The organism is Archangium lansingense, from assembly GCF_026626635.1.
Classification (GTDB): domain Bacteria; phylum Myxococcota; class Myxococcia; order Myxococcales; family Myxococcaceae; genus Archangium; species Archangium lansingense.
This window is the reverse complement of sequence record NZ_JAPNKA010000001.1, coordinates 4275065-4300176: the sequence shown is the minus strand read 5'-3', so window position 1 is coordinate 4300176 and position 25112 is coordinate 4275065. Positions and strand designations below refer to the sequence as shown.

The 25112-nt window shown below is 68.7% G+C and carries 18 protein-coding genes and 1 pseudogene; 7 read left to right on the top strand and 12 right to left on the bottom strand.

All coding sequences use genetic code 11. The features are described from left to right. Window positions 1-17: 17 nt before the first annotated feature. The 6 genes from OV287_RS17560 to OV287_RS17535 all read right to left on the bottom strand — a co-directional run bounded on the left by OV287_RS17560 (window position 18) and on the right by OV287_RS17535 (window position 10714). The gene (locus OV287_RS17560) at window positions 18-1208 is read right to left on the bottom strand and encodes a heparin lyase I family protein (RefSeq protein ID WP_267535185.1); all 1191 of its coding nucleotides are present in this window, start codon (window positions 1206-1208) and stop codon (window positions 18-20) included. Between the two features lie 495 nt (window positions 1209-1703). Beyond that, window positions 1704-4502 (bottom strand): fibronectin type III domain-containing protein, encoded by a 2799-nt coding sequence (locus OV287_RS17555; protein WP_267535184.1) that lies wholly within the window; start codon window positions 4500-4502, stop codon window positions 1704-1706. 183 nt (window positions 4503-4685) lie between these two features. Next, entirely contained in the window at window positions 4686-5429 is a 744-nt protein-coding gene (locus OV287_RS17550; protein ID WP_267535183.1) for a hypothetical protein, read from the bottom strand. Window positions 5430-5447: 18 nt separating this feature from the next. Then, complete coding sequence (locus OV287_RS17545) at window positions 5448-7556, bottom strand: PilZ domain-containing protein (RefSeq protein WP_267535182.1); 2109 nt, start codon at window positions 7554-7556, stop codon at window positions 5448-5450. 410 nt (window positions 7557-7966) lie between these two features. Next, the gene (locus tag OV287_RS17540) at window positions 7967-8566 is read right to left on the bottom strand and encodes a TIGR02265 family protein (RefSeq protein ID WP_267542359.1); all 600 of its coding nucleotides are present in this window, start codon (window positions 8564-8566) and stop codon (window positions 7967-7969) included. Window positions 8567-8602: 36 nt separating this feature from the next. Further along, window positions 8603-10714, bottom strand: a complete 2112-nt coding sequence (locus tag OV287_RS17535; protein WP_267535181.1) for an ATP-binding domain-containing protein — start codon at window positions 10712-10714, stop codon at window positions 8603-8605. Between the two features lie 118 nt (window positions 10715-10832). Here OV287_RS17535 and OV287_RS17530 point away from each other — a divergent pair, with 118 nt between their 5' ends. Further along, on the top strand, window positions 10833-10982 hold the full coding sequence (locus tag OV287_RS17530; RefSeq protein ID WP_267535180.1) for a hypothetical protein: 150 nt from the start codon (window positions 10833-10835) through the stop codon (window positions 10980-10982). Here the strand turns inward: OV287_RS17530 and OV287_RS17525 are convergent. The 3 genes and pseudogenes from OV287_RS17525 to OV287_RS17515 all read right to left on the bottom strand — a co-directional run bounded on the left by OV287_RS17525 (window position 10939) and on the right by OV287_RS17515 (window position 12788). Then, window positions 10939-11697: an ATP-grasp domain-containing protein gene (locus OV287_RS17525; protein ID WP_267535179.1), complete on the bottom strand. Its 759-nt coding sequence runs from the start codon at window positions 11695-11697 to the stop codon at window positions 10939-10941. The two genes, OV287_RS17530 and OV287_RS17525, sit on opposite strands and share 44 nt — an antisense overlap. Window positions 11698-11702: 5 nt before the next feature. Beyond that, window positions 11703-12275: pseudogene (locus OV287_RS17520) on the bottom strand (DUF2780 domain-containing protein); the annotation flags it as partial. A gap of 66 nt (window positions 12276-12341) precedes the next feature. Then, complete coding sequence (locus OV287_RS17515; RefSeq protein WP_267535177.1) at window positions 12342-12788, bottom strand: hypothetical protein; 447 nt, start codon at window positions 12786-12788, stop codon at window positions 12342-12344. 129 nt (window positions 12789-12917) lie between these two features. Between OV287_RS17515 and OV287_RS17510 the strand changes: the two genes are divergently transcribed. From OV287_RS17510 to OV287_RS17485, 6 genes are read left to right on the top strand one after another with little or no spacing between them, the layout of a single operon-like run. Further along, the gene (locus tag OV287_RS17510) at window positions 12918-13805 is read left to right on the top strand and encodes a phosphate ABC transporter substrate-binding protein (protein ID WP_267535176.1); all 888 of its coding nucleotides are present in this window, start codon (window positions 12918-12920) and stop codon (window positions 13803-13805) included. A 49-nt stretch (window positions 13806-13854) separates the two neighbouring features. Next, window positions 13855-14127, top strand: a complete 273-nt coding sequence (locus tag OV287_RS17505; RefSeq protein WP_267535175.1) for a hypothetical protein — start codon at window positions 13855-13857, stop codon at window positions 14125-14127. A gap of 1 nt (window position 14128) precedes the next feature. After that, on the top strand, window positions 14129-16015 hold the full coding sequence (locus OV287_RS17500; protein ID WP_267535174.1) for a DUF4129 domain-containing protein: 1887 nt from the start codon (window positions 14129-14131) through the stop codon (window positions 16013-16015). Further along, window positions 16008-17306, top strand: a complete 1299-nt coding sequence (locus tag OV287_RS17495) for a DUF4350 domain-containing protein (protein WP_267535173.1) — start codon at window positions 16008-16010, stop codon at window positions 17304-17306. Before OV287_RS17500 ends, OV287_RS17495 begins: the two co-directional genes overlap by 8 nt. Further along, on the top strand, window positions 17303-18295 hold the full coding sequence (locus OV287_RS17490; protein ID WP_267535172.1) for an AAA family ATPase: 993 nt from the start codon (window positions 17303-17305) through the stop codon (window positions 18293-18295). The genes OV287_RS17495 and OV287_RS17490 overlap by 4 nt, the downstream gene beginning before the upstream one ends. After that, complete coding sequence (locus OV287_RS17485; RefSeq protein WP_267535171.1) at window positions 18292-19599, top strand: DUF58 domain-containing protein; 1308 nt, start codon at window positions 18292-18294, stop codon at window positions 19597-19599. Before OV287_RS17490 ends, OV287_RS17485 begins: the two co-directional genes overlap by 4 nt. A gap of 31 nt (window positions 19600-19630) precedes the next feature. Here OV287_RS17485 and OV287_RS17480 read toward each other — a convergent pair whose 3' ends face one another. The 3 genes from OV287_RS17480 to OV287_RS17470 are packed head-to-tail and all read right to left on the bottom strand — an operon-like array spanning window position 19631 to window position 24626. Continuing rightward, window positions 19631-20869, bottom strand: coding sequence for an HlyD family secretion protein (locus OV287_RS17480; protein WP_267535170.1), 1239 nt, complete (start codon window positions 20867-20869; stop codon window positions 19631-19633). Between the two features lie 20 nt (window positions 20870-20889). Continuing rightward, complete coding sequence (locus tag OV287_RS17475) at window positions 20890-23379, bottom strand: ATP-binding cassette domain-containing protein (protein ID WP_267535169.1); 2490 nt, start codon at window positions 23377-23379, stop codon at window positions 20890-20892. Continuing rightward, complete coding sequence (locus OV287_RS17470) at window positions 23376-24626, bottom strand: serine/threonine protein kinase (RefSeq protein ID WP_267535168.1); 1251 nt, start codon at window positions 24624-24626, stop codon at window positions 23376-23378. The genes OV287_RS17475 and OV287_RS17470 overlap by 4 nt, the downstream gene beginning before the upstream one ends. Between the last annotated feature and the right edge of the window lie 486 nt (window positions 24627-25112).

Sequence of the window (25112 nt, the reverse complement as noted above, 5' to 3'; positions counted from 1 at the left end):
GCCCCTCCGGGCCGGCGCTACTGCACGTCCTGCAGGCTCCGGCCCTGGATCCACCCGTCGTGGTACACCACGCCCACCGGAGCGATGGTGCTGTTCCGGTAGAGGCCCACCTTCAGGTAGTTGCTCTGACCGGCGTACAGGGTGGCCGCGTTGCGCTTGGGCAGGACGAGCTGGCCATTGCGGTACAGCTCGACGAACCCCACGCTCGCGTTGGACGACCACTTCACGTGGAAGATGAAGTCCTGCCACTGACCGCGCACCAGCGGCGTGCTCCACACCACGGTGCTGCCGTTGACGCGCAGGTAGATGGTCTCGCCATTGACGTAGAACTCCACCGGCGGCGAGCCGTTGTTACCGCTGTGGTGCCACTGGGTGAAGAGCTGCCACGTCTTCGCGCTGGGGTAGTCCGAGGCGAACATCGTGCTCCAGCGGTAGTAGTACTCGTCGCCCTCCTTCTCGTTCGTCATCTTCACCAGCTCGTTGCGGTTGCCGCTGGCGCTGATGGGGTTGTCCCCCTGGCGCACCGTGACCTTGATGGCATAGCTGCCCTGACGAACCGGCGAAGGCACCACCTGCAGCCGGTCCGCGCTGACCATCTGCGTGCTGCTCCACTGCGAGCGGTCGCCGGTCTCGAAGTCACCGCGCCACACCACGCCGGAGCCGGTGCCACCGGACGAGGACGTCCCACAGACACGGGCCTCGGCGATGCTGGCCCAGTCGTTCAGGGTGTTGCCGTTGACGTAGATGCGCACACGGCGCGTGGTGAGCTGAGCGAAGGAGTAGGTCTCCGCCGCCGTCGTCGTGCCGCTGCTCGTGCCGCTGTAGACCGACGTGTAGTTGATCCCATCCGAGGACACGGACACGGAGAAGTTGCTGGTGCGCAGGTTGCCCTGGTGCCACGCGATGGACACGCCCGAGACGCTCTTCGAGGCACCCAGGTCGTAGTCGATCCACTGGCCCTTGCCCAAGCTGCTCCAGCGCGTGTCGAGCCGGTCGTCGAGCGTATTGCCTGCCACGCTGCCGGTGCCGTCATCGCCGGAGGCCTTCACCGACGCCGCAGTGAGTTGCGCGCAGTTCGGCGTGGTCAGCGCGTCCGAAGCGACTCCCATTGTCTCGGAGGGCTCGCTGGAGTTCAGGTCATCGGCGTTACCGCAGCCAATACCAGCGAGGGCGATCAGGGCTTCAACCAGCAGGAGGGTCTTTTTCATGTAGGGCTCTCCAGTGAGCTCGAGACAAAGGGAGTGGAACTGGACCGCTCGGGGCGGCCCAGGGACTGCGGACCGAGGTGTTTTCGAGACGCGGCTCTCCCGTTGCGTCAATCGGGGCCCTGCCCCAATCAACGAGAGGAATTGCACGCGGGTGTGAGGCTTTGACTCCTTGCCAAAGTCACACACAGCATCCACCAACTTTGTTTTCCAATCAACACGACGCGTCGAAGCCAGCGCGGAGAGCGAGGGGACAAGCGTCGGGCGGAAGGCGGAGGCCGGGACGAAATTCGTTGCTCATCACAGACCGATTTGCCTGGCGCGACGTCCACATGGCAGCACGTTCTGCCCAGCGTCACGCAGCCCACGGAGCAACTCGAGCGCGGAGGAGTCCGAGGGAAGCGCATCCTCCTCCGCGAAGCTCCCGAGGCGGCCTGAGCACGGCCCCACCCGGGAACCCACCGGAGTGCACCTGGCACCCCGGCGGGACACCACTGCTCAGGGCGCGAACTGCGCCGAGAACACCGACGCGAAGTTGTAGTCCGGCCTGGTCATGAACGGCGTGTCCAGGCTGGAGCCCGGGGTGTAGTAGGCATACAGCAGGACGAAGTACGTCTTGCCCGCCACCAGGTTCGGCAGACGGAGCTGCGTGTCCGTCGTGGTGTAGTAACCCAGGAGCGTCCTGCTCGTGTTGCCCGCGGACGTCGCGAAGATCTCATACAGACGCGCCTGGTAACGCGTCGGCGAGCCGAGGGCCGGCGGCGCCCAGCTCAGCAGCGGGCTCGTCCCCACACCCGACACGGTGGGGCTTCCGCCCGTGGCCGGAGCACCATTGACGCGCAGGTCGCGGGGCGGGCCCACCATGGGGATGAGCGGCTGCGCCGTCCCCTCCCACACCGGCGTCTGGGAGTAGACCGCCGCCGTGTACCAGGTCGTCCGCGACGTTCCACCATCGGGCAGGCTGACCGAGAAGGGCGCGGCGGAGGTCGCCTGGGCGGTGACGATCTTCGGCCAGAAGCCCGGGTACGGATTGCCGTACTGGAACCTCACGGGGAAGTTGCCCTGGCCGGGATTATCGTTGATGACGTTGGCGAGATCCGGGTAGCCGTCGTACTGACCGTACTCGTAGTAGCCCGGCAGGGTCCCCATGTTCACGGTCTCGTCCGCCATGATGGCACTGGAGTGGGCCTCGAGCGCCAGGGCCTCGAACTCGGCCGCGCGGAAATCAAACTGCTGCATCGTGGTGGGCAGGGGCTGCATCGTCCCCCTCACCAGCAGCGTCCCGGGGCCCGCGTTCCCCGCGTCCATCGGCCCACCATCCACCGTCCCGCCATCCGTCGAGCCCGACAGGTTGTAGACTTGGAGGCCCTTGCGCACCTCGATCATCGTGAGGCCCGTGGGAAGAGCGGTCGAGTCATAGCGGCTCACGTTCTGGGTGAGCTGGAGGAAGTCCCCCTGGGACGGATCGAGCCGGGGCGCGGGATTGATCCCACAGTTCCTCATGGAGGTGACGTAGTCGATGGAGCCCGAGAGGGCCGTCGCGCCATCGGCCGGCGAGGGGAAGAAGGGAGCAGCGCAGCTAGTCGTGAAGTAGCCGATGCCCGCGCCCGACGAGAACATCTGCAGGTCATCCGTGGGCTGCCAGGGAGAGAGCCCGTCGAGCTGGAAGGCAAGCTGGGTCCCCGTCGGCTCCTGATCCACGTAGGGGCGGCCCAGGCTGGCGCCGCTGAGATCCACAAAGCGGCTGGAGGTCCAGATGTAGGTCGAGCCGAAGCGGAGGTAGTAGGGCGTCCGCTCCACGCCGGGAATGACGAAGGTGCCATCAGGCCGGCCAGAGCCCGCCACGTACACGAAGCCCGAGTTATCCGCCGTCGGCACATAGGCGCCGATGGCGCTGAAGCTCAGGTCGGCCGGAGTGACGATGGGCGAGCCATCGGCCTGGATGTTGTGGATGTTGCGGATGCCCGTCACCGTCTGCGCCCCGCAGTTCGCACCCGGAGCCGGGTTCACGGTGAACGAGTAATACTGCGAGGCGCCATCCCAATCCGTGACGACGGCGGTGATGTACAGCACGTCGGTGAAGCACACGGGCGCCACCCACTCGGCCTGGCTCGAGTTGCTGCCCCAGCTGGTGCTCTGGATGTACCCGGCGGACGCGTACCAATAGAAGCTCACGTACATGCCATCGGGGTCATGCGCGGTGAGGCCCAGGGTCACGAGCTCGCCGCCGTTGGCCTGGGAGGCGGTCTGCCAGGTGCTGTCGATCTTGGGCTGCACGTTGGCGCGCGGCATGGTGCCCGCCTGGAGGACGAGCGTGCCCGAGTGCGCCCCGCCCTTGCCATCCGTCACCGACACCTGGAAGGTGCATCGGCCCGAGGACGGAACCCAGTCCAGGGTGAACGAGGGCGTGGCGCTCGTCATGTCGTTGAACCAGCCCATGCAGTCAGAAAACCAGGCATGGGCCAGAGCATCCCCATCCGCGTCCACGACGGTGGCGGACAGCTGCGTCGTCGTGCCGGCCGCCAGGACGGACGGCGCGCCCTGCATGACGCGGACTTCCGGCCAGGAGTTGAAGCCCACCGACACATCCACGCTCCCCGAGGCCCCGTCCTGCTGCACGTACACGTCGAAGTTGACCGAGGCGCTCGTCCCCTTGGAGTCCGTCACCTCCAGGCGGAGGCGATGCGTCCCCTCCGTGGAGGGCGCCGTCCAATAGGTCATCTCATGGTTGGGAGCGCTGAAGGAGCCAGCGGCCGCCGTCCAGGAGTAGCTCAGCGCATCCCCGTTGGCGTCATACGCCAAGGCCATCAGGTAGATGCTCCCCCCGGGGCTCACCGTGTTGGCGGACAGCACGATGGAGGAGATCTGCGGCGCCTCGTTGTGGAAGGGCGGCGGGGTGTTCACCTGCTGCAGCATCAGGAACGCGCTCGCCGTGCTGCCCGCGCTGATGGTCATGGGCGCCGAGGAGCCCTGAAAGATCACCATTCCCGACATGTCGTATGCGTAGGCATCGACAATGCGATCATTACCCGCGGGGATGTTGCTCACGGTGCCCTGCCACGCGGTGCCCACCTGCACGAGGTCGGCCGCCATCGGCAGCGGAAGTCCCGGGCCTCGTACCTCGACGCGCACGCGCCTCACGTCCGCCGCCGAGAGCGCCTGGGGCAGTGTGACGCGAAGCTCCGCGCTCCCATTCTGGGGCGCCGGCTCCTGCTTCCCGCAGCCCGCGGAAACGGAGACCAACAACAGCGCGGCCATCCACGCGGCTGCGATCCTGAACCAATTCAAGGATGTCATGGGGTTCTCTCCCTCGAGTCTCAAACCACGCAAACAGGGTTTGCCTGTATCAGCGGTTTTACAGGGAGAGACAAGAGACAGGCTTGAGAATATGCGCCAACCGTGGTCATCGGTGCGCCAGAGGGCCTGTCCTACCCCCTCCCCGAGCCAGGAGACCCGGGGAGAGCGGGGGGGTTCAACGGCTCATGCCACAGCGCGCAATGGGGCCAGCAGATCCTCGGCGATGTGCAAGCAGTCACCCAGGAAGCGGATGTACGTGTTCATCGCCCGGGCGCCGGCCTCCGCGTAGATGCGCCCCTGCTCGGGCGAACGGGTGATGGCGTCCTGCAGCATCTTCTCGTTGAGCATCGTATGGCCCACGTCCACGACCACATGCTCATTGAGGAAGGAGAGCTTGTCGGCGACCTCCTTGCCCAACACGGTCTCCACCTGCTGCATCAGGCGGGGCCCGAACTGCACCGCCAGGAAGCCGATCTCCCGCTCGATGGCGATCTGCCCCACCGGGTACGGCCCCTCGATGGTCTCGTCATGGAGCTGGCGGTACTCCTTCATGGACTCGGTGGGCGTCTGCGCGAGCAGCTCCTCCAACTCCAGCCGAGGCGAGCGCCGCACATTCCAGTGCTCCACCAGCGCGCGGGCATCGTCGATGGTCATCAAGTGATGGCCCGTCTCACTCTTCGCGTGGGAAATGAGCTGCTCGCCGAGCCTCTCCATTCCCTGCTCGATGCAGCGCCGACCCGTGCGGCGGATCCACCCGTCCACCGGCTCCGTCATGTACGCCGCGCGTGACATCCACTCGATGAGGAAGCGCTCCAGCACCACCGGCTTGATGGAGGAGTCCAATAGCCGACGCAGGGAGGAGTCTGACTCCAGACGGCTGCGAGCCAGCAGGGTGTAAGGCTCGTACAGCTTCTTCAGCAGTTCCATGATGAGACTCCTTCGTGGCTACGACTCGTGATGCGGGTTGGAACGAGAGGCTCCAACGGACTGCTCGCTGACGTGCTCCAGGAACTCGGGGACGTGCGAGGCGGGGATGATCCACAGGCAGGGCTGCGTCGAGGGGTCGTCATGCAGACGGGCCGCCCGCGCGTAGGCCCCTTCGTCCTCGCACAGGAAGATGAAGGAGCTGCGCCCCCGGAGCGCGAACCAGCGACGTGCCTCATCCAACAGCGCCACGTAGGCGCTCCGCTTCCCCTCGGGGGCCAGCGGGAACAGACGCGCGGAGTCGAGCAGCCGGAAGAGATTCGTCCCGGGGTGCCCCAGCTCGAGCACCACCGCGGCCAGGGGAACGCCCTGACGGCGCGCCACGAGGATGCGCCGCTCCCGCTCCAACCCCGCCCCCTGCCAGGCGCGGGAGATCCCCCACAGCTCCAGGCGATCCCGGGTGAAGTCCAGCGCCTCGACGTAGCAGGCCGGGCGCGTGCGAGCGATCTCCCCCGCCAGCAGGTACTTCTCCCCGATGGACGCCGGCCCAATGTCCAGGTCCCCCGCGGGATGCCCGCTCAGCTCGCTGCACTCCACGTCCATCATCCGCAGGGGCATCAGCAGACTCTGCCCACTGCCCTGCATCCGCTGGGCGAACCGCACATGCGTCCGGTAGATCCACGGCACGGTCGACTCGCCGTAGCAGAAGGCCCACCGGAACTCCGGGTCTCCCTGGGCGTGCTCCAGCGTGCGCAGGTAGGTGTCGCGGAGGATCTGCCCCGGCACCGTGGGCGCATTGGCTGGCTTGCCGGGCCGCCGTCCCAACTGGTGCACCAGCCAGGAGTGACGGTAGGCCTTGAGCGTGGAGAACGACGCCTCCACCCCCCTCTCCGATGGCCACACCGTCTGGCAGAGGAGGTGCGGAAGCTGCGCCGAGCGCTTGCCCAGGTCGATGAAGCTCCGGCGAAGCTCGCCGAAGTGCTCGGACGACTTGCTCGCCAGGTTGAAGTAACCCGAGGCCTCGTACAGCTCCCACAACGGCTCGAGCAGCTCCTCACTGGTGCGCGTGGCGGGGCAGAGCGACTGGGAGACGAAGCGCGTCCACAGCACCATGTCCCGCTCCGTCCGCGGACGGACCTCCAGGCCGGCCAGCCTACGCCCATCACTCCGGGCGGCCGACACGTGCCGCACCTCGCCACTCAGGAAGAGGCTGTCGCCACCGGCCAGCTCTACCTCCATCATCAGGAAGAGCCCGGGGAAGACCAGGTCCTCGGGGCTCACGAACAGGCCCAGCCCCGAGAACGAGAGGTCGGCCACCTCGCGCTCGCGCCGTCCAAGCTCCCTCCACAGCGGATGCTCGAAGCGCGCCTGCAGGCCCTCGGGAGCCAGCACACGGCGGTGCCAGCGGTGGCGCACCCGCCACAACCGCTCGGGCAGCTGCGTCACCAGCCGGCCTCCCTCCGCGGCGGGACCCTGCAGGCGCATCCGGTAGGCCGAGTTGTAGCCCACCAGCTCTATCTCATACGGCGGCTCGCCCCACTCCGCCCCCAGCTCGGCGCAACGCCAGTGCAGCAGGCCCCGCTCCGCGTCCAGCCGCTCCAGCATCACCCGCACCGTCCGTCCCGGCCGGCGCAGCACACCCTTGTTGTTCATCGCGGAGATGGCCGTGAGGACGGACTCGATGCGCTCCAGCCCGGAGAGCTCCTCCTGCACGGGCAGCGGAGAGGCCTCGGGCTGGGCGCTGCCGCGAAGAACCGCGTCCTCCAGTACGCCGAGGATCTGCCGCCCCTGCTCCGGGGAGATGCCCACCAGCTGGATTCCCAGTGCGGAGCCCCGCGCCCCCGTGCCGCTCCACCGAGGCTCACCCACCAGCGGGCCAATGGCCGTCCCCCCCGTGTCCAGACACACGCTCAGCGTCCGCTCGTGCGCCAGCGCCCCCACCGCGTTCCCGGCCTCCGCCCACACCGCCGTGGGACTGAGTTGCGTCGCCCGGCCCAGCACCAAACCCTGCTCGGGAAGGACGACCTGGATGCCACCCGGACCATGGAGCGAATACCCCGAGTACGGACCCGTGACCGATCCCGACACCGCCCGCGAATGACCCATCAGCCGTTCCGTGAGTGATTGCATGGACTCTCCCCTGACTCCCAATCCCTTGCATTCAACAGGAAACACGCACGGCAGAGTCTCGTCAAGCACCCATGACGAAAGTCATTGACTCACGTGCCGGACTACACCTGTCGCGGAAAAGCATCACCACCACCGCACTGAATCCCCCGCCCTCCCCTCTCTCGCGGCAAGCACCGTGGGAGCTCGACTCGGGAGCAACCCCGGAATCCCCTCGCCCTCGCGCCACCTTTCGCCAGTGATTTCCACTCGTTGCGCGCGAACCCTGGCCGTCGGCATGAAGGGTTGATGCTCTCGCCGGGCTTCCCAAACTGGCAGAGGCTGGCGTGGAATGCACGTTCAGGAATCGGGTCAACATGGACCCTATGGTCAACATTGACCCAATCCCTTGCACCTTTGAAAGGCTTAGGAAGCTACCAGCTGATCCGAAGCAGGAAACTGCTGGCGTCCTCGTCGATCGGACTGGCCTCGAACTTCAACGCATTCGGATCCATCGCCAGGGCCGCGGAAGTGCTGGCCACCACCATGCCCACGTTCCAACCCAGGCCAATCAGATCCTGCTTGAAGGTGAGCTCGCCGGAGCTGGGACTCAGCCGGCGGTAGGAGCGCTCGCCGAAGGTGACCGCCACGGCGGCCGCATTCGGAACACCCTCCAGGGTACGGTGCAGCCCGGACGCCATCGCCACCATGGCCCGCATCCGGCCCACGGAGCTTCGGACGTAGGCCAGCCCCGCCTCCCGCCCAGTGAGATAGAGGGCCTCGCCGTAGGAGCCGCCCCGAGCCACCGCGTCCTGACCAATGAGGTCGAGCAGTCCCAACATCCAGGCCACCGGGTAGCGGTAGTTCTCCACCAGCCGCGCGCCATCGGCGATCTGCCGCCGGGCCTGCTCGACCGCCAGGTTCGCGCCCCGAGCCACCGCCGTCGCGATCGCCGCCTCCAGGAACATCCCGGGAACCAGGTGCTCCCCCCGGCATCTGGACAGCCGTGCGAGCAGCTGTGGGCGACGCTCCATCATTACCCGCAGTTTGTCACAATTGTTGAAATTCGTTCAAAACGAATCTTCAGCGAGCAGGGGCGAGCGGACCCCAGACGAGACAACCCAGAGTTGATGGGAAGTCCGGGTGATGGCGATGTGCAACCGGCGACGCGCCTCGTCATGGGAGGGATAGAGGCGGGCCGTCGCGTCCGGAATGACAACGTAGTCGAACTCGAGCCCCTTCACATTATCCACGTCCGTCACGTCCACGCCAGGCTCGAAGGAGAAGTCCCCTTCCAACACGAGGCGAGCCCAGGACTGGTCCGCGACGACCCGATGGAAGGCTCGCGCCTGATCTGGGCCGCTGGCGATGACCGCAACGGAGGCGTGGGGCTCGCGCTCCAGCAGGTCGCGCAACGCCTCGCCGATGAACAGATGAGCCTGGGCCTCGTCCGGGAAGTGGTGGAAGCCCACGGGCGCGCCCTCGCGGCCGGCCTGCGGAGCCCCCGTGGTGCTCTGCGTGCCCAACACCTTGCGCGCCAGCTCGGTCACCGGACGGGGACAGCGGTAGGCCACCTGGAGCCGGCAGGTCGCCGCGTCGCGGATGCCGAGCTCCGAGAGCACCGCCTGCCAGCCCGCGAAGCTCGTCGAGGTCTGCTGCATCTCATCACCCGCCAGCGTGCAGCTCCGCGCCTCGCCCAGCAGCTTGCCCACCACGAACAGCTCGAAGAGGGAGAAGTCCTCGGTCTCGTCCAGCACGACATGCACCAGCCGTCCCACGGCGCCCAGGTTGCCTCCCTGCGCGCGGAGGAAGAGCAGCAACGGCAGATCCTCCAGGTCCAGCGTGCCGGCCAGCTCGTCGGGTGTGTCGCTCTCCAGGGACTTGCCGTCGAGCGTCTGGAGCCGATCAGGGTCCACCCCCTCCAGCTCGAGCGCGAGCGGCGTCGCAATCTGCAGCATCGTGTGCCGCACCGTCTCGTCGACGGCCGTGAGCGGCAGGTCGCCCTTCGAGTAGGAGACAACGCCCTCCAGGAAGCGCCGGTCCGTGAAAATCTCCGCGAGCCGCTTGCGCAGGCGCGGCAGCGTGGTGGCGGATGACTTGAGCACCCCCACTCGAGCCGCGAGCGCGCGGCGCAAGGCCGGGTGGCGCTTGAGCTTGGAGACGAGCGGCGGCGGGTCCTCCCACAGCTTGATGGCCTTGGCGCCAAACGCGATGCGCGCGGCCATGGCCGCCCAGGAGTCGAGCGTCTCGACGGACACCTTTCCCAAGCCGAGCGGCGCGAGCAGGCGCCGGGACAGACGGGCCAGCCCCTCCTCGGGGACGATGACCTTCATCCGGGACTCGGGGTAGCGCGCATGGTCGTCGAAGGCGATCTTCGCGAGCCGGTGCAGGGCCACCGTCGTCTTCCCGCTGCCCGCGCTCCCCAGGACGAGCAGCGGCTGGTCCGCGGCCACACTCACGGCCTCGAACTGCTCGGCGTCGAGCAGCGCCGTGACATCCAGCACCCCCTCGCGCCGTGAGGTCCCCTCCCCCACTCCGAGCTGGCCCGGACGCACCGCCGTCCCCGTTCCTCCCGCGAGCTGCGAAGAAGGCCCGGAGCCCGGCATCCGCCAGGAGCCCTCCGGAGTCCGCACGAGCACGAGCGTGCCGGACTGGATGCGGATCAACCGACCGCGCTCGATGACCACCAGCCGTCGCACCTCGACGGTCCCTTCGGACAGCCGCTCACCAAACCACTCCTCGTAGGAGTCCCCTTCCCCGTAGCGGTAGAAGACCCGGGCCACTGGAGCGAAGCGCCAGTCGATGATGCGCACGTCGGCGGAGGCGTCGGCGAAGCTGGTACGGCCCAGCAGGTAGTCCCGGATGCCGGCGGGCCCGTCCACTTGCAGGTGCGCGAAGTACGGAGCGCTGACCTCCGGCAATTGGGCCGTCTCCTGACGCTCGAGCAGGGCTCGCGCCTGATTCATCTGGTGCAGCAGGTGCGGGAGGTCGGCCACGGGTGCCGTCGCTGCCTCATCGCGCAACACCTGGAGCTGGGCCACCAGGCCCTGCGTCGCCTGCGCGCGGTCGCCGCTCCGCTGCCTCGCGGCCTCCACCGAGGCGAGCACGCGGCCAAGAAGCTCTTCCTCTTCCGCGATGATGGCCCGCGCGTGCTCGGGAAGCTCTGCAAGTGTCTGGCTCATGGCTGGTCCGGTTCCATCATCCCATTCGTTTCTGGAACCCCAGGAGGTTTTTCGGAGCACCGCCTGAATACGGACGGAACGTCATCGTCCCCACGGCCCCCCGGATATAGGAGAACGCATGAATCCCCGATGGCTCCGCATGGCGGTGAACGTCGACGAGCAGCTCGGCATCGTCCAGACGCGGTGGCAGGACACCGGATTCCTCTACGGCTCCTTCGGAGGCTTCAGCGGGAGGGCGTCCCCCCGGTCAGCTCCTCCCAGCGTGTGAGGGTCAGCTCGGTGTAGAGCGACCGGTCCAGGCCGTAAGAGCCCAACGCAAAGCCATCGTTCCACTCGATCAGGGCCGTCTGGCCCGTCTCCAGCACACCGAAGTCGACGCCATAGGCCGCGGTCCCCTCACCGGCCTCCTCCAGCGAGCGGACCGCCCGCTCCACCTGCGCCTCGTCCACGGGGATGGCCGGGTCTCCCGCGTAGTGACGGACACCCACGATGCGGCCCCGGATGACGAAGACCCGGTACTCGCTCCTCCACCGCACCACCTCCGAGCACAGGATGGGCGTGCTCAGCGAGGTCCTCTGGAGGTAGAGCAGATCTTCCTGCGTACCGAACACGTGGCCGGTGAAGCGCTTCTTGCGCCCCTGCGGTTTGGCGAACACCGGTGGGCTCGAGCCGTCCTCGATGCAGGCGACCAATCGCCTGACGGTGCTCGTCCAGAGGCGCCGGTGCAGGAACGGCTCGAGGCTCCTGGGATAGTCATTCGTCGGCGGCGGCTCGAGGCCAAGCTGCCCCAGCGCCCCCAGCACGGAGGGCACGTCCCCCGCCACCAGGGTCTCCCGGTCCAACGGGAGCTGGCGCCGTTCGAGCCGCTTGGCGGTGAACAGCTCGGCGGGAATGCCCCGCTCCTGGAGCCCGCCGAGCACGTCCCTCATCTCGGGCTCCATCCGCCCACCGCCCAGCTCCTGGATGAACGCGCGACGAATCATCGGGCTCAGCGGATGAGGCCCCCGAGCAGCCCGCCCAGGCCGCCACCGCCCTGGGCTCCTCCACCCCCCGGCGTGTCGCCACCACCGCCCAGGTTGGTGAGCATCGGCATCACCGCGAGGATGCCACTCACCAGCTTCGGATCGAGCCGGGACTTGAGAAAGTTGAGCAGCAGCGGCGCCACCAGCGAGGCCTTGCCCGCGTCGAGGTTGAAGCGCTGCAGCAGCGCCACGAGCCCCGCCACCTCGCCCGCCTGACCCATGGCGCCACCGAGCGCCCCCATCAGCCCACCGCCACCCGAGGACTGGCCCTGGCCACCGAGAAGCCCGCCCAGACCGCCCAGTGCCCCCATCAGCCCGCCACCGGACTCCGGCTGCGCGGCCTGCTGGGTCTGCGCCTCCGCCTGCTGCTGCCACCCCTGCATCTCGGGAATGGCCTGGCCCAGCTGGTCCGCCGCCTCCGGCCCCATCTTCTCCTTCACGGTTCCCCGCACCAGCCCGAGCAACGAGCCCGCGAGGCCCTGCGCCTGCTGGGAGTCCACGCCAAGCTGCTGCGAGAGCTGTCCGATGAAGTCCATGCCGTGCTCCTCCGTCTCGTCGAGAACGGCGGTTCTATCGGAGCACCCGCCCTACCCCCCAAAGGAAAATCAGGGCCAGCCATAGGGCCGCCGCGGCCACTCCCCGGGCTGACAGTCCATTTGCAGCGCATAGGCCACGCTCGGACTGCAGAGTTGGAGGATCTCCATGGTGTCGAGGAAGGTGTCGTGGTCCGCCTGCCGGAAGCAGTTCACCGGCTCGATGGACGTGGCACAGCGGCAGAGCTCGATGGCGTTCTCGGTGCTCAAGAACGTCGCCGGAGCCTGGCTGGCGCTGTAGCACTCGGCGGGACCCACCGACCACGAGCCCCGGCACAGCCGCAGCGCCTGCTCCTCGGTGAGCGACACCTCGCGCTCCGCCCGCTGGAAGCAGGCCAACGCTCCCTCACCCACCCCCTGGGCCCTCGCGCTCCCTACCCCCAGGAGCGGACCCGCCACCGCCAGCCCCACCCCGAAGAGCCTCATGAACCCGGAGCCACCGCCGTGCGTCCCTCGCATCGTCGTGCACCTCACACCTGTACCCGGGAACATGGAAGCCCCCCGGAAAGGTGACAAGCGAATGGAGCCGGGCGGACCCCCGCTCTCGTGCCCACCAGGGAAGCGAGCCACCGTGTATCCTCGCCTGCCATGAAAGTGCGGTACTGCTCACTCCTCGCCCTCGCGCTCCTCGCCCTGGTCTCCGGTTGCAGGCGGCCCTCTGGGTCCGAGGGCGCCGACGGGGGCACCCAGGACACCTCAGCGCCGGGCCTCCAGGGCACCGTGACGGTGAAGGGCTCGGACACCATGGTCCTCCTCGGCCAGCGCTGGGCCGAGCGGTTCATGAAGACGCACCCGGAGGTGAAGATTCAGGTGACGGGCGGCGGCTCGGGCACGGGCCTCGCGGCGCTCATCAACGGCACCACCGACATCGCCATGTCCAGCCGCCCCATCAAGGATGCCGAGCGGCAGAAGGTCCAGCAGCACCACCCCTCCGGCCCGGTGGAGCTCGCCGTGGCCCTGGATGGCATCACCTTCTATGTCCATGAGAGCAACCCGGTGGAGACGCTCACCATCGAACAGCTCAAGGCCATCTACCTGGGCGACCTCACCCGCTGGAAGGACGTGGGCGGCAACGACGCGCCCATCGTCGTCTATTCGCGGGAGAACTCCTCGGGCACTTATGTCTTCGTGAAGGACGAGGTGCTCGGAGGGGAGGACTTCACCCCGCGGGCCCTGACGCTGCCCGGCACCGCGGCGGTAGTGAACGCGGTGGCCCAGGAGCGCAACGGCATCGGCTACGGCGGCTTCGCCTACGCCCGGGGAGTCAAGGAATTGAAGGTGAAGAAGGACGCCCAGAGCGAGGCCGTCGCACCCTCCGCGCAGAACATCCAGAACGGCACCTATCCGCTCTCACGCCGACTCTTCTTCTATCTGCCCAGGGAGGCCTCCGGTACCACCCAGGCCTTCCTCGACTACATCCTGACCCCCGAGGGCCAGGAGGTCGCCACCACCGTCGGCTACTTCCCGGTGAAGTAGCCCTCCGCGCCGCTGGTACGGGCGGCCCGGGATTGCGTAGGCTGGGCCCATGATTCAGGGCTCGGGCCGCTGCCACTACCACCCGGAACGCACCGGGCTCGGCATCTGCGTGGAGTGCCGCCGCGTCATCTGCCGCGAATGCACCACGCAGTTCGAGGGCATCAACCGGTGCGCCAGCTGCCTCGAGAAGCGCCTGAAGGCGCTGGACGGGCCCGCCGAGCGCCGGGATTGGACCGTGGGCCACGTGCTGCTGGCCCTCCTTGGGGCCGCCGTCGTCTATGGCGGCGTCCTGCTCCTCGCGAACATGGCATCGGGGCTCTGACATGGCCGTCTCCGCGCTCGAACTGCGCCCCCGTGGGGCGGTGGCCATCCTGGATGCGAGCCTGCGCGTGTGCGTGCGCAGCTCCGGCGTGTGGGCCCTCACCCTGCCCGGCGGGGCGCTCGTCACCGCGGCCTTGATACACCTGACGGACGCGATCACCCACCGCCGCTCCCTGGCCCTGCCCGCCCTGTGGTTCACCCTGGCCTGGCTCGCTCGAGGCCTCTTTCAGGGTGCCGCCTGCCACCACGTGCAGGAGCTGGTGCTCGGGCAGGGCGCTGGAGAGCCCACGGCCTGGGCCTCGATGCGCGCCGCGCTGGCCCGCGCCCCCAGCCTCCTGAGCACGGTGGCGTACCTCTTCACCTTCAACCTGCTGACGCTCAGCCTCTCGCTGGGCTTCGCCTTCTTCTTCCTGTCCGCGCACCTGGTGGGCTACGCCGTCACCTTGCAGGGCCGTGGCAGCCCCCTGGGCCTGTACGGGCTGTGCACGCGGATGCTCGGCCCCGCGCGAGGCAGCGCCACCGGCGTGCGCATCCTGCTGCTGGTGCAGTTCCTGGCCTTCTTCAACCTCCACATCGCGGCCAATGCCCTGCTGTACATCGGCCGTAAGCTGATCGGCATCGACCTCACCTTCGCCGAGCGCTTCGCCTCCCTGGACAACGCCGCCTGGGTCGTCTTCCTCGCGGCCGTCACCTTCACCCTCTTCGAGCCCCTGCGCGCCGCCATTGCCACGCTGCTGCTGGTGGACGGGCGGGTGCGCCAGGAGGGCCTGGATTTGATGGCCGCGGTGCAGCAGCTCCCCTCTCGGACTCCGGGCTCACGCCTCTCGGCACCGGGCGCGGCGCTCGTCCTTCTCGCCCTGGTGGGAACCTGCTTCCTGGCCACGCCCGCCCAGGCCCAGCCGTCAGCGAATCCCCCGTCCCGCGCGGACACGGAGCAGAGCTTCCAGGAGCTGGCCGGGTACTGCGACCTGGATACACACGCCACGCAGGGCTGGCAGCAGGCGCTCGAGGCGCTGAGCCCGGCCGAGACCGTCAAGTTCCAGCGGCTCGTGCGCGATGTGGAGAAGGACGTCCTGGAGAACGAGGACTGCGGTGCCCTGGACCGGCTCGAGCAGGGCATCACCCTGGCCACCCAGACGGCGGAGTTGGAGAAGCAGCAGGCGGACGCGCGGGCGGCCCAGGCACGAGCCCAGGACATCCTCGCGCGGCCCGAGTTCCAGGTGCCCGAGCCCGAGGCGCCCAAGGAGGAGAATGCGCCCGAGGATCAGTCCCCCGGCCTCTGGCAGCAGTTCCTCGATTGGTTGGGGAAGTGGCTCGAGGAGCTCTTCCGCCGCTCGGAGCAAGAGCCCTCCTCCCGGCCCTCCAACTTCACGGGCGCCAGCGGCCAGGGGGTGGCCAACGTGCTCGTGGTGGTCCTCATCGCCGGGGTGTTGGTGGTGCTCGTGCTGGTGCTGCTGCGCGCGCTCGGCAAGGTGAAGGACGGCGAGGACTCGCGGCTGGAGGTGAGCACGCAGGACGCGTCCACCCTGGCGGCGGATCCAATGAACGCCCTCTCCCGCCCTCCCGAGGGCTGGGCCCACCTCGCCGACGAGCTGGCCGCCCGGGGCGAGTACCGCGAAGCGGTGCGCAACCTGTACCTCGCGCTGCTCTCTCGCCTGCACCGCGAGGGCGTCATCCACTACGACACCACGTTGAGCAACTGGGACTACCTGCGCCAATTCCGCAGCCGCCGCGAGTGGTTGCCCTCCTTCCGCGAGCTGACGCTGCGCTTCGACTTCGCCTGGTACGGCAACCTGCCGGTGGGTGCCGACGGCTACCGGGCCTTCCGCAGGCTGTGCGCCCCCATGCTGACCGCCACCCCCGCTCACTCGGAGGCCGCCAGTGCGTGATCGTTTCCCGCTGCTCGTGGTGGGCGGACTGCTCGTCACCGCCGTGCTCGGCACGTGGCTGGTGCGTGGCGCGGCCCGGGGTGGCTTCGCCGACACGCTCTCCACCTGGCGCGCCCAACCGGATGGGGCCCGCGGTCTCTTCCTGCTCCTCGAGGAGAGTGGCTTGCCCGTCGTCCGGCGGACCGCGGACTTCCAAATCCTCCAGAAAGGCACCGGCGCTCCGGTGCTGCTCGCGGTGGAGGTGGAGGACGCCCGCGAGGATGACCCCGACCAGACAGCACTCGCCACCGGGCGCGAGGAGGGGCTGGAGGACGAGGATGTGCCCCGCCACGGCTTCAACCGGCTGCACGTCCCCGAGCTGCGCGAAAAGGAGACGGAGAAGCTGCTGGAGCATGTGAAGGCCGGCAACACGCTCGTCTATGTGCCGTGGGGCTCCAGGGAGAACCCGCTGCTGGACGCGCTCGGCGTGAAGCTCTTCAAGGCGGACACGTCGCTGCCCATGCGCACGCTCGTCCCGCCGCTCTCCTCCCCGTACACCCTGGGCGTGGCGCGCGTGGAGGCGAAGGTGCAGGCCTACCTGAAGCTGCCCGCGGAAGGTGCGGTTCCGGTGCTGGAGGACGAGGCGCTGCACATGACGGCAGCGGCGGTGGTGCCCTATGGCGCGGGCAAGGTGCTGGTGGTGGGCGCGCCGGAGCTGGCGATGAACGAGGCGCTCGCGCGCGCGGACAACGCGCAGTTCTGGCTGAGCGCCCTGAGCGCCCTGGGCCCGGGCCCCTACGAGTTCGACGAACATCACCACGGCTTCACCAATGAGCGCTCGGTGGTGGACTTCGCCCGCCGCTACGGCCTGCACTTCGCGGTGGCGCAGCTGCTGCTGGGGTTGTGCCTGTGGGCCGTGGCCCTGAAGCGCTTCGGCCGGCCGCGCGCGCCGCCCGAGTCCATGCGCGTAGGCGCCACGGACGCCCTCTTCGCCATGAGCCGCCTGTACCGCGAGGGCCGCCACCACGGCTTCGCCGCCAGCCTCATCACCCGAGGCCTCACCCAGGAGCTGGCCCTGCACGCCGGCCTGCCCGCCCACGCCCCCGCGAAGTCCGTCGCCGAGGGCCTGGCCGCACGCGGGCGGCAGGACCTGGCCAATGGCCTGAAAGCCGTGGTCCGCAACGCCGAGACGGTGTCCGGTGAGAACGAGCTGAAACAACTGGCCACCCGCGCCGCGGTGTTGCGCCAGCGCATCCATCCTTCCGGGCGGGCTCCACGCGCGCTCGCTGCTTCCACACCCGAGGAGTCATGACTTCCACCTTCGCCCCCAACCCCGCCGCCGGAAACGCCGTGGCCGCCGCCCATGCCATCCGCGAGGGTGTGCTCTCCGAGGTGCGCAAGGCCGTCGTCGGCCAGGACGAGCCGCTCGAGCTGATGCTCGTGGGCCTCATCGCCGGTGGCCACGTGCTGCTGGAGGGCGTGCCCGGCGTGGCCAAGACGCTGATGGCCAAGGCGCTCGCCCGCGGCGTCAGCGCGGACTTCAAGCGGATTCAGTTCACCCCGGACCTGATGCCCGCCGACATCCTGGGCACCAGCATCTTCGACCTGAAGAGCCAGTCCTTCGTGCTGGTGCGCGGCCCCATCTTCACGGACCTGCTGCTGGCGGATGAGATCAACCGCGCTCCCGCCAAGACGCAGTCCGCGCTGCTGGAGGCCATGCAGGAGCGCGGCGTGTCGCTGGAGGGCCGGAACATGCCCCTCTCGCCCCTCTTCACGGTGTTCGCCACGCAGAACCCGGTGGAGTCCGAGGGCACCTACCCGCTGCCCGAGGCGCAGCTCGACCGCTTCCTCCTGAAGATCGACGTGGGCTACCCCGCCCCCGAGGAGGAGGATGCCATCCTCGAGTCGGTGCACCGGGGCTTCGATTCGGGAGACCTGGCGCGCGCGGGCGTGGGGCCTGCGGTGACGAAGGAGGGGCTGCTGGCAGCGCGGACGGCGCTCAACGAGGTGACGGTGGAGCCACCGGTGCTCTCGTACGTGCGCAAGCTGGTGGCGGCCACGCGGACCTCTAGCCGCATCCGCCTGGGCGCGGGGCCTCGTGCGGGCGTGCACCTGTTGCTGGCCTCGAAGACGCTGGCGGCGCTGCGCGGCCGGGGCTTCGTCACGCCGGATGACGTGCGCTTCCTGGCCGGGCCCGTGCTGAAGCACCGCCTGCTGCTGTCGCCGGACGCGGAGCTGGACGGGGCCACGCCCTCGGACGTGCTGCGCGAGGTGGTGCAGTCCGTCGAGGTCCCCCGGTGATTCCCACCGGGCGCCTGTGGGTGCTGCTGTGCCTGCTGGCCGTGCCGATGATGGCGGCGGGATTCTTCCCGGGCCTCGGCGGCGCGGTGCTGGTGCTGGATGTGGCCGCCCTGGCCCTGGCGGGGTTGGACTACCTGATGGCCCGCCGGGTGCGCCTGGAGGTGAGCCGGAAGCTGCCGGCCCGCCTGTCCGTGGGCGCGCCCAACAAGGTGGAGCTGCTGCTGGTGCACCGGGGTGGCCAGGCGGTGGACGTGCGCGTGCGAGACGACGTGCCCGAGTCCTTCACCGCCACGCCCGAGGAGGCCCCGCTGCACCTGTCCCCAGACAGCCAGACGCGCTGGGTGTACCGGGTGTCGCCCTCCAAGCGCGGCAAGTTCGCCTTCGGGGACGTGCACGTGCGGGTGCGTGGACCGCTGGGGCTCGTCTTCCACGAGCGGCACTTCCCCGCGGCGCAGAACGTGTCGGTGTTCCCGGACCTGCGAGGCGCCAGCCGCCTGCTGTTGTCCGGCGCGGCGTTGGACCTGGTGAACCTGGGTCTGCGGCAGCTTCGCCGGGACGGCCGGGGCAGCGAGTTCGCACGGCTTCGGGACTATGCGCAGGGTGACTCGGTGCGCGAGGTGGACTGGAAGGCCACCGCTCGGCGGACCAGGCCGGTGACCCGAGTCATGGAGTCCGAGCGCTCGCAGTCCATCCTCATCTGCGTGGACGCCGGCCGCTCCATGGCGGCGCAGGTGGATGGGCTCACCAAGCTGGACCATGCCGTCAACGCGGCGCTCTTCCTGGCCTTCGTGGCGGTGCGCAACGGGGACCGCGTGGGGCTGGCCGTGTTCGCGGACGGGGTGAAGGCGTACCTGCCTCCGGCAGCGGGACGGCTGCAGTACCGGAAGATCCTGGACACGCTCTACTCCACCACGCCGAGCCTCACGTACGTGGACTACCTGGCGCTCTTCAAGGAGCTGAACGTGCGCCTCACCCGGCGCAGCCTGCTGTGCGTGTTCACGGACTTCCTCGACGAGGAGCAGGCCTCCACCATGGTAGCGCCCCTGCACCGGCTGGCGCGGCGGCACGTGCCCCTGTGCCTGTCCGTGCGAGACACCGCGCTGGCGGCCCTGCTGCGCACCGAGCCCGCCGGGCCCGAGCAGGCCTTCCAGCAGGCCGTGGCCAGCGAGCTGCTCACGGACCGCGAGTCCCTCAAGGCCAAGGTGAGCGCTGGCGGCGTGCAGATGCTCGACGTGCAGCCGGATGAGCTCAGCCTCGCCGCCGTCAACCGCTACCTCGACATCAAGGCGCGCGGCGTGCTGTAGGCCCGGGTTGTCAGGTTGACTCGACGGGAGCTCATTGCCCGGGTCCTGAAGCGCCGCTCTGGCCGGCCGGCGGACGCTGCGAGCCCTGGGCCCCCTCCGGCCCTGCCCGCTCCCCCTCGAAGCGGTCGAAGAGCTTCGCCAGGACGAACTCGTAGAGCCGCAGCCGCCCGGTGACAATCTCGCCTCGCACCTTGTAGCCCGGGCGGACCTCGAAGGGGTGTGGAGGGGGCAGGTCCACGACGGCGAAGAACTCATTCGCATCGTTCGGTGGGGACACGTAGCGGACGCGCCCCTTGAGCACCCCGTACCGATGGAAATGAAACGCGTCCACCTTGAGGTGCGCCGGCTGGCCTGACAGCACCCGCTTCACCTCGTCCTGCGTCAGCTTGAACTTCGCATACAGCGCGCTCCCCTCCTCCAGCACGGGAGCCACCTCGACCAGGATTTCTCCCGCGAGGATCCGATCGCTGCTCGCCTTCGTATTGTAGACGTAGCGGATGGTGCCGCGGATGTCCGCCCGCACCTCCCGCCTGGCCGCGAGCAGGCCGCGCAGCTCCTTCTCCTCGCGCTGCTTCTCCAGCTCCCTCCGCAGCTTGTTGGCGCGCTCGAGCAGCGAGAGCCGCGCCGCCTCCGCTCCGAGGAGCTCCAGCTCGATGCGTGTGAGCTCACCGCGGTAGGTGTCCCCCAGCTTCAGCCCCGCTGCCTCTTGCTCCCGTCGAAGCCTCTGCAGCTCGGCGGCGGCGCTCCTCGCCTCCAGGACGCCGCGGTAGTCCGCCTCGTGCTCCTCCTTCGAGAGCAGCCCTCGCTCCTGCAGCCCGCGGCTGCGCTCCGCCTTCACCTCCGCCAGCTCCAGCTTCTCCCGGGCGAGCTCCAGCTGGCGGGAGAACGAGCCGAGGCTCTCGCGGGCCTGGGCGTCCTCCACCCCGTGTTTCTGCCGCAGGATGGCGAGCAGGCGGCGGTGGCGCACGGCCCGCTCGCCCGCATTGTCCATCTGCTCCACCACCGTCCGCAGCTCCTCCTCCAGGGCCCGGTAGTCCGCCTCCGCCTTTCGCGCGGCGGCGTCGACCTCTTCGTTGTCCAGGAGCAGCAGGGGCTGGCCCTCCTGCACCGCGTCCCCCTCGCGGACGTACTGGGTCACCACCCGCACCTCGTACGGCGCCTTGTGGACGGAGCGGGGCCGGTAGGAGAGCACCTCCCCCTCGCGGACGCGCACGACGGCATTCACCTGCACCGTCGCGAAGAGCACCACCCCGATGGCGAAGCCCCCCACGAGCAGGGCGAATATTCTCCTTATATGGCCGAGGCCGCCCATGCCACCTCCCGGGCCGGCGTGCCGTCCGCCGCCCCCTCCCCACCCGCCTCCTGGATGCGCCCGCCGCTCAGCAGGACCTTGCGGCTCAAGTGCAGCCCCTCCACGGACTCGTGCGAGATGAAGAGCATTGCCCGATCGCCAATCTCCCCCAGCAGCCTGGCGATGGCGGCCTTCGACTCCTGGTCGATTCCCCGGAAGATCTCGTCGAAGATGAGCACGTCCGCCTCCGAGAGCAGGGCGCGCAACACCAGCACCTTGCGCCGCTGGCCGGTGGACAGGTTTCGCCCCCCTTCATCGATGAGCCGCTCCAGGTGGTCCGGGTGCTGGACGATGCAGTCATAGAAGCCGATTCGCTTCGCCAGCTCCACGATGCGCCGCGTGCTGTGGTTCCGGCCGAAGGTGATGTTGAAGCGCAGCGTCTCGTTGAAGAGGGTGTCCTCCGCCGAGACCAGCAACACCCGCCGCCGCAGCGCCCGCTCGCCGAGGAGCTCTCGCGCGACGTCGTTGACCAACACCGTCCCACCGGAGGGCTGCTGGAGCCCGGCCAGCACTCGCACCAGGGTGGACTTCCCGCTCCCGTTGGCCCCCATCAGGAGCACCTTCTCCCCCTTGCGCAGCGTCAGGTCCACTCCCTCCAGGACAGCCAGGCCCGAGGGGTAGCGGTAGGTGAGCCCCCGCGCCTCCAGCACCTCCACCCGCACGTCCTCCTCCGGCGCGCGCGGGGCGCGGCTGGCTACGCACTCGCCGAAGTCGAAGTAGCGCCTGAGAATCACGAGGTTCTCCTGCAGCGAGAGGTTCTCCTCGAGCAGCGTGGTGAAGGAGGAGAAGATCTTCGACGACAGGGCGATGAAGGTGAGGAGCTGTCCGAGCGTGACCGTCTGCTGGGCAATCAGCCCCCGGGCGCACAGCAGGATGAGCAGCATCGAGGCGGTCGTGGTGACGAAGGAGACGGCCGCGGTGCTGGAGAGGTCGAGCAGCTTCCCCTTGCGCTGCGTCTCCAGGTAGCGCCCCGCCTGAGTCCCCAGCTGCGCGCTGAAGTGCGCCTCCAGGTTGAAGGCCCGGATGGGCTGCACCCCCTCCAGCCCTTCCACCATGCAGGAGAGCAGGTCGGCCTTGTTCCGGAAGCGCTCGCTCTCCAGCCGCCGCAGCACCGGCGTCACCCCCACGAGGAGAGCACCCAACAGCAGCAGGGTCAGCAGCACGAGCGCGGCGGCCTGCCAGTTGAGCACGAACAGCACGACGAGCGCGTTGAGCGAGACACAGGCGTTGACGACGATTCGTGAGAAGTAGCTGGTGAAGAAGCTCTTGAGCTTGAGGCTGTCGCTGATGCGCTCGAGCAGGTCCCCCCGCGTGAAGGAGCGCAGGTACTGGATGCTCCCCGTCAGCATCCGATCCCCGAAGCGCAGCAGGAAGTAGCGGTCCAGCGCCAATCCCAGGTGCACCGACACGTACCGGGTGTACACCCACATGAGAAGGTCGAAGAGCTTGAAGAGTCCCAGGCCCAGGATGAAGGTGGCCAGCACTCCGAAGTCGAACTGAGGGATGACCTCGTCAACGAGCAACTGGTTGACGAAGACGGCGGTGTGCGTCGTCGCGGACGAGAGCACGGCGGCCACGAGGAAGAGGTACCAGATACCGCGCATCGCACCGGCTTCCTTCAACAGCCGCCGGAGCGGATGGGCCGGCGGCTCGTCAGGCACCTGCCGCTCCGCCCTCGAGGCCGGCGGCCGCACCACGAGCACCACGGGCGCCGCCAGCATCCGCTTCTCCTCACTGCCCGCCACCGCGCGGAAGCGCTGGGGAACGGACGAGAGCTGCTGGTGGTGAACCAGGTCGGCGAGGAAGGCCCGCTCGGCCGCCTCGTCCTTCAACCCGAAGTTCTGCTTCACGTAGCTGAAGTAGAGCAGCTTGTTGTACAGCGCCGCCACTTCGGCCTCGCTGGGAGGAGTGTCCAGCTGGAGCCCGTACTTCTCCAGCTCCTCCATCACCTGGCCCCGGATGCGGCCGTGCCACAGCTCCTCCGTCAAGGGCACCTGGACGGTGTGCGCGCGCCGGACGAAGTCAGCCACCGTCCAGCGCTCCACCTGCCCGTGTGTGGGGTTGAGGATGCGCAGCCGCCCCCGCTCCACCCCGTCGACCACCACGTAGTGCAGCCGTCCGGTGGCCTGCACGCGTACCGTGGCCAGACACGGGGCGAGCTCGCCCAGCTTCTTCTCCAGCCCTGCGGCATCGCTGACATCCAGCGGCTGCGTGCGCACCCCGAAGCCGTGCTCCCGGAGAAACGCCTTGAGGCTGTCGAGGCGCAGCCCCTCGACGTCCAGAGGGAGGGCGGCGGCAATGGTCTCGCGGCTCATGGGTACCCCGAGCCGCTCGCAGAGCGTCTTCACCGCGCTGATTCCGCAGTCATTGCTCCTCAGCTGCGGGTCCACCTTCAGGCGGGCCCGGCGCAACCATCCCCCGAGGCTCATGGGCTGACACGCTCCCCGGCCCGGGCGGGCCGCGCGCCGCGCCGCTGGGCCGCACGCCAGGCCTCCAGCATCTCCACGGCGCCAGGGAAGCGCTCCTCCGGGGCCTTGGCGAGGGCGCGCCCGATGACGTCGGCGAGGGACTCCGGGATGCGCTCGCCCTCGGGAGTCCGCACCACGCGGGGGGCGGGCTGGCCGCAGATGGCCTGCGCCAGAGTCCTCCACAGCACCCCCTTGGAGAAGGGCTCGTGGCCCGTGAGGATTTCGTGGAGCAACACTCCCAGCTGGAACACCTCCGAGCGCATGTCACCCGGGCGGCTGCTGATGCGGAGCGAGCCGGGCTCGATGCGCTCGGGGGGCATGAAGGTGGGAAGGCCGCCGTGGGGGACGGAGGCCTCCTCCGAGGCGTCGCCGCTGCGCCGCGAGAGGCCGAAGTCGATGAGCTTCACCCGGTGCTCGTCCGTCAGCATGAAGTTGCGGGAGTGGACATCGCCGTGCAGCAGGCCGTGGCGGTGCAAGTGGGCGAGCGCGGCGAGCGCCTCGGCGCCGATGCGCACTCGCTCCGGCAGGGGCAGGAAGGCCTCCGCCATGGAGTGACGTATCGGAGTGCTGCCAGCGTACTCCAGCGCGGCGTAACAGGGCTCCCCGGGGTGGAAGGCCAGCAGGCGGCAGACGTTCTCATGCGGGGCCAGCCCGGCCATGAGGGAGAACTCCCGCTCGAAGAGCTTGCGCTCATCGCTCGCCCTGGGCCCCCGCAGGATGAAGACCTTGAGCACCACGAGCATCCCGGTGCCCACCTGCCGCGCGAGATGGAGCGCCACGTCTGGCTTCTCCACGATCAGCTCTCCGACGCGGTACTCACCGAGCACCTGCCCGGGGGTGAGCGCCCAGGTGGACTCCTCCCGGTGGTCCGCCCCCGCGGAGCGCAGCAGGCCGGCGCGCCGCATGCGCTGGAAGAAGGTCCGCACCGTGGCGGCGATGGCCTCCGGCGGACACCCTGCCTGGCGCGCCAGCTCCTCCAGCGCCTCCGCCTCCGCCCGCGGCTTCCTGAACAGCTCCAGGTAGCTCTTGATGACCGGGTTGACCAGATAGCAGTGCTGGTGATCGCGCGTGTCCACCACCATGAAGCGCTCGCCGCTCCTTGCACGGGTGCTCGCTTCCGAGCCACCGAGGAGACTCGAGCCCTCGCCCTCACTCCAGGGGTGGAGCTCGAAGTACTCCGGAAACACATAGAGACGTTGCTGAGTCATGATCGAGACAGGGGCGTGGTGCGCCAGGGCTAAATCCTGTTCTTCAACCCGCTCTACCTGTGAGACCTACAGGTGTGGCTCTTGCTCTTACTCTTGCTCTTACTCTTGCTTTTGCTCTTGCACTTACTCTTGCTCTTGCTGTGCGACTTCCCCCAGCCGGCCTTGAACTCGAGGACGCGATCCATCTGCTCTTCAGTCAACTCATCGAGAACGCTCGAAAGGTTCAGCATCGAAGTCTCTCCAATGAAAAGATTGCTGGTGAATGTTGCTGCTGATGATGCCGTAGCGCACCCCGCCCCCGATGCGACCCACTCGGAATCGCATCGCACCATAACGCTAGCCAGTGGCCCTCTCGCGGCAGAGCTGTCCCCGGGGCGGGCCTTGACGGCGTATAGCCTACAGACGCTGCGCCTCCAGAGCAGCATGCCCAGACCATTCACATCCGTGCGCACGCCGGCCCCTCAGACAATCCCTCACAATCGTTGG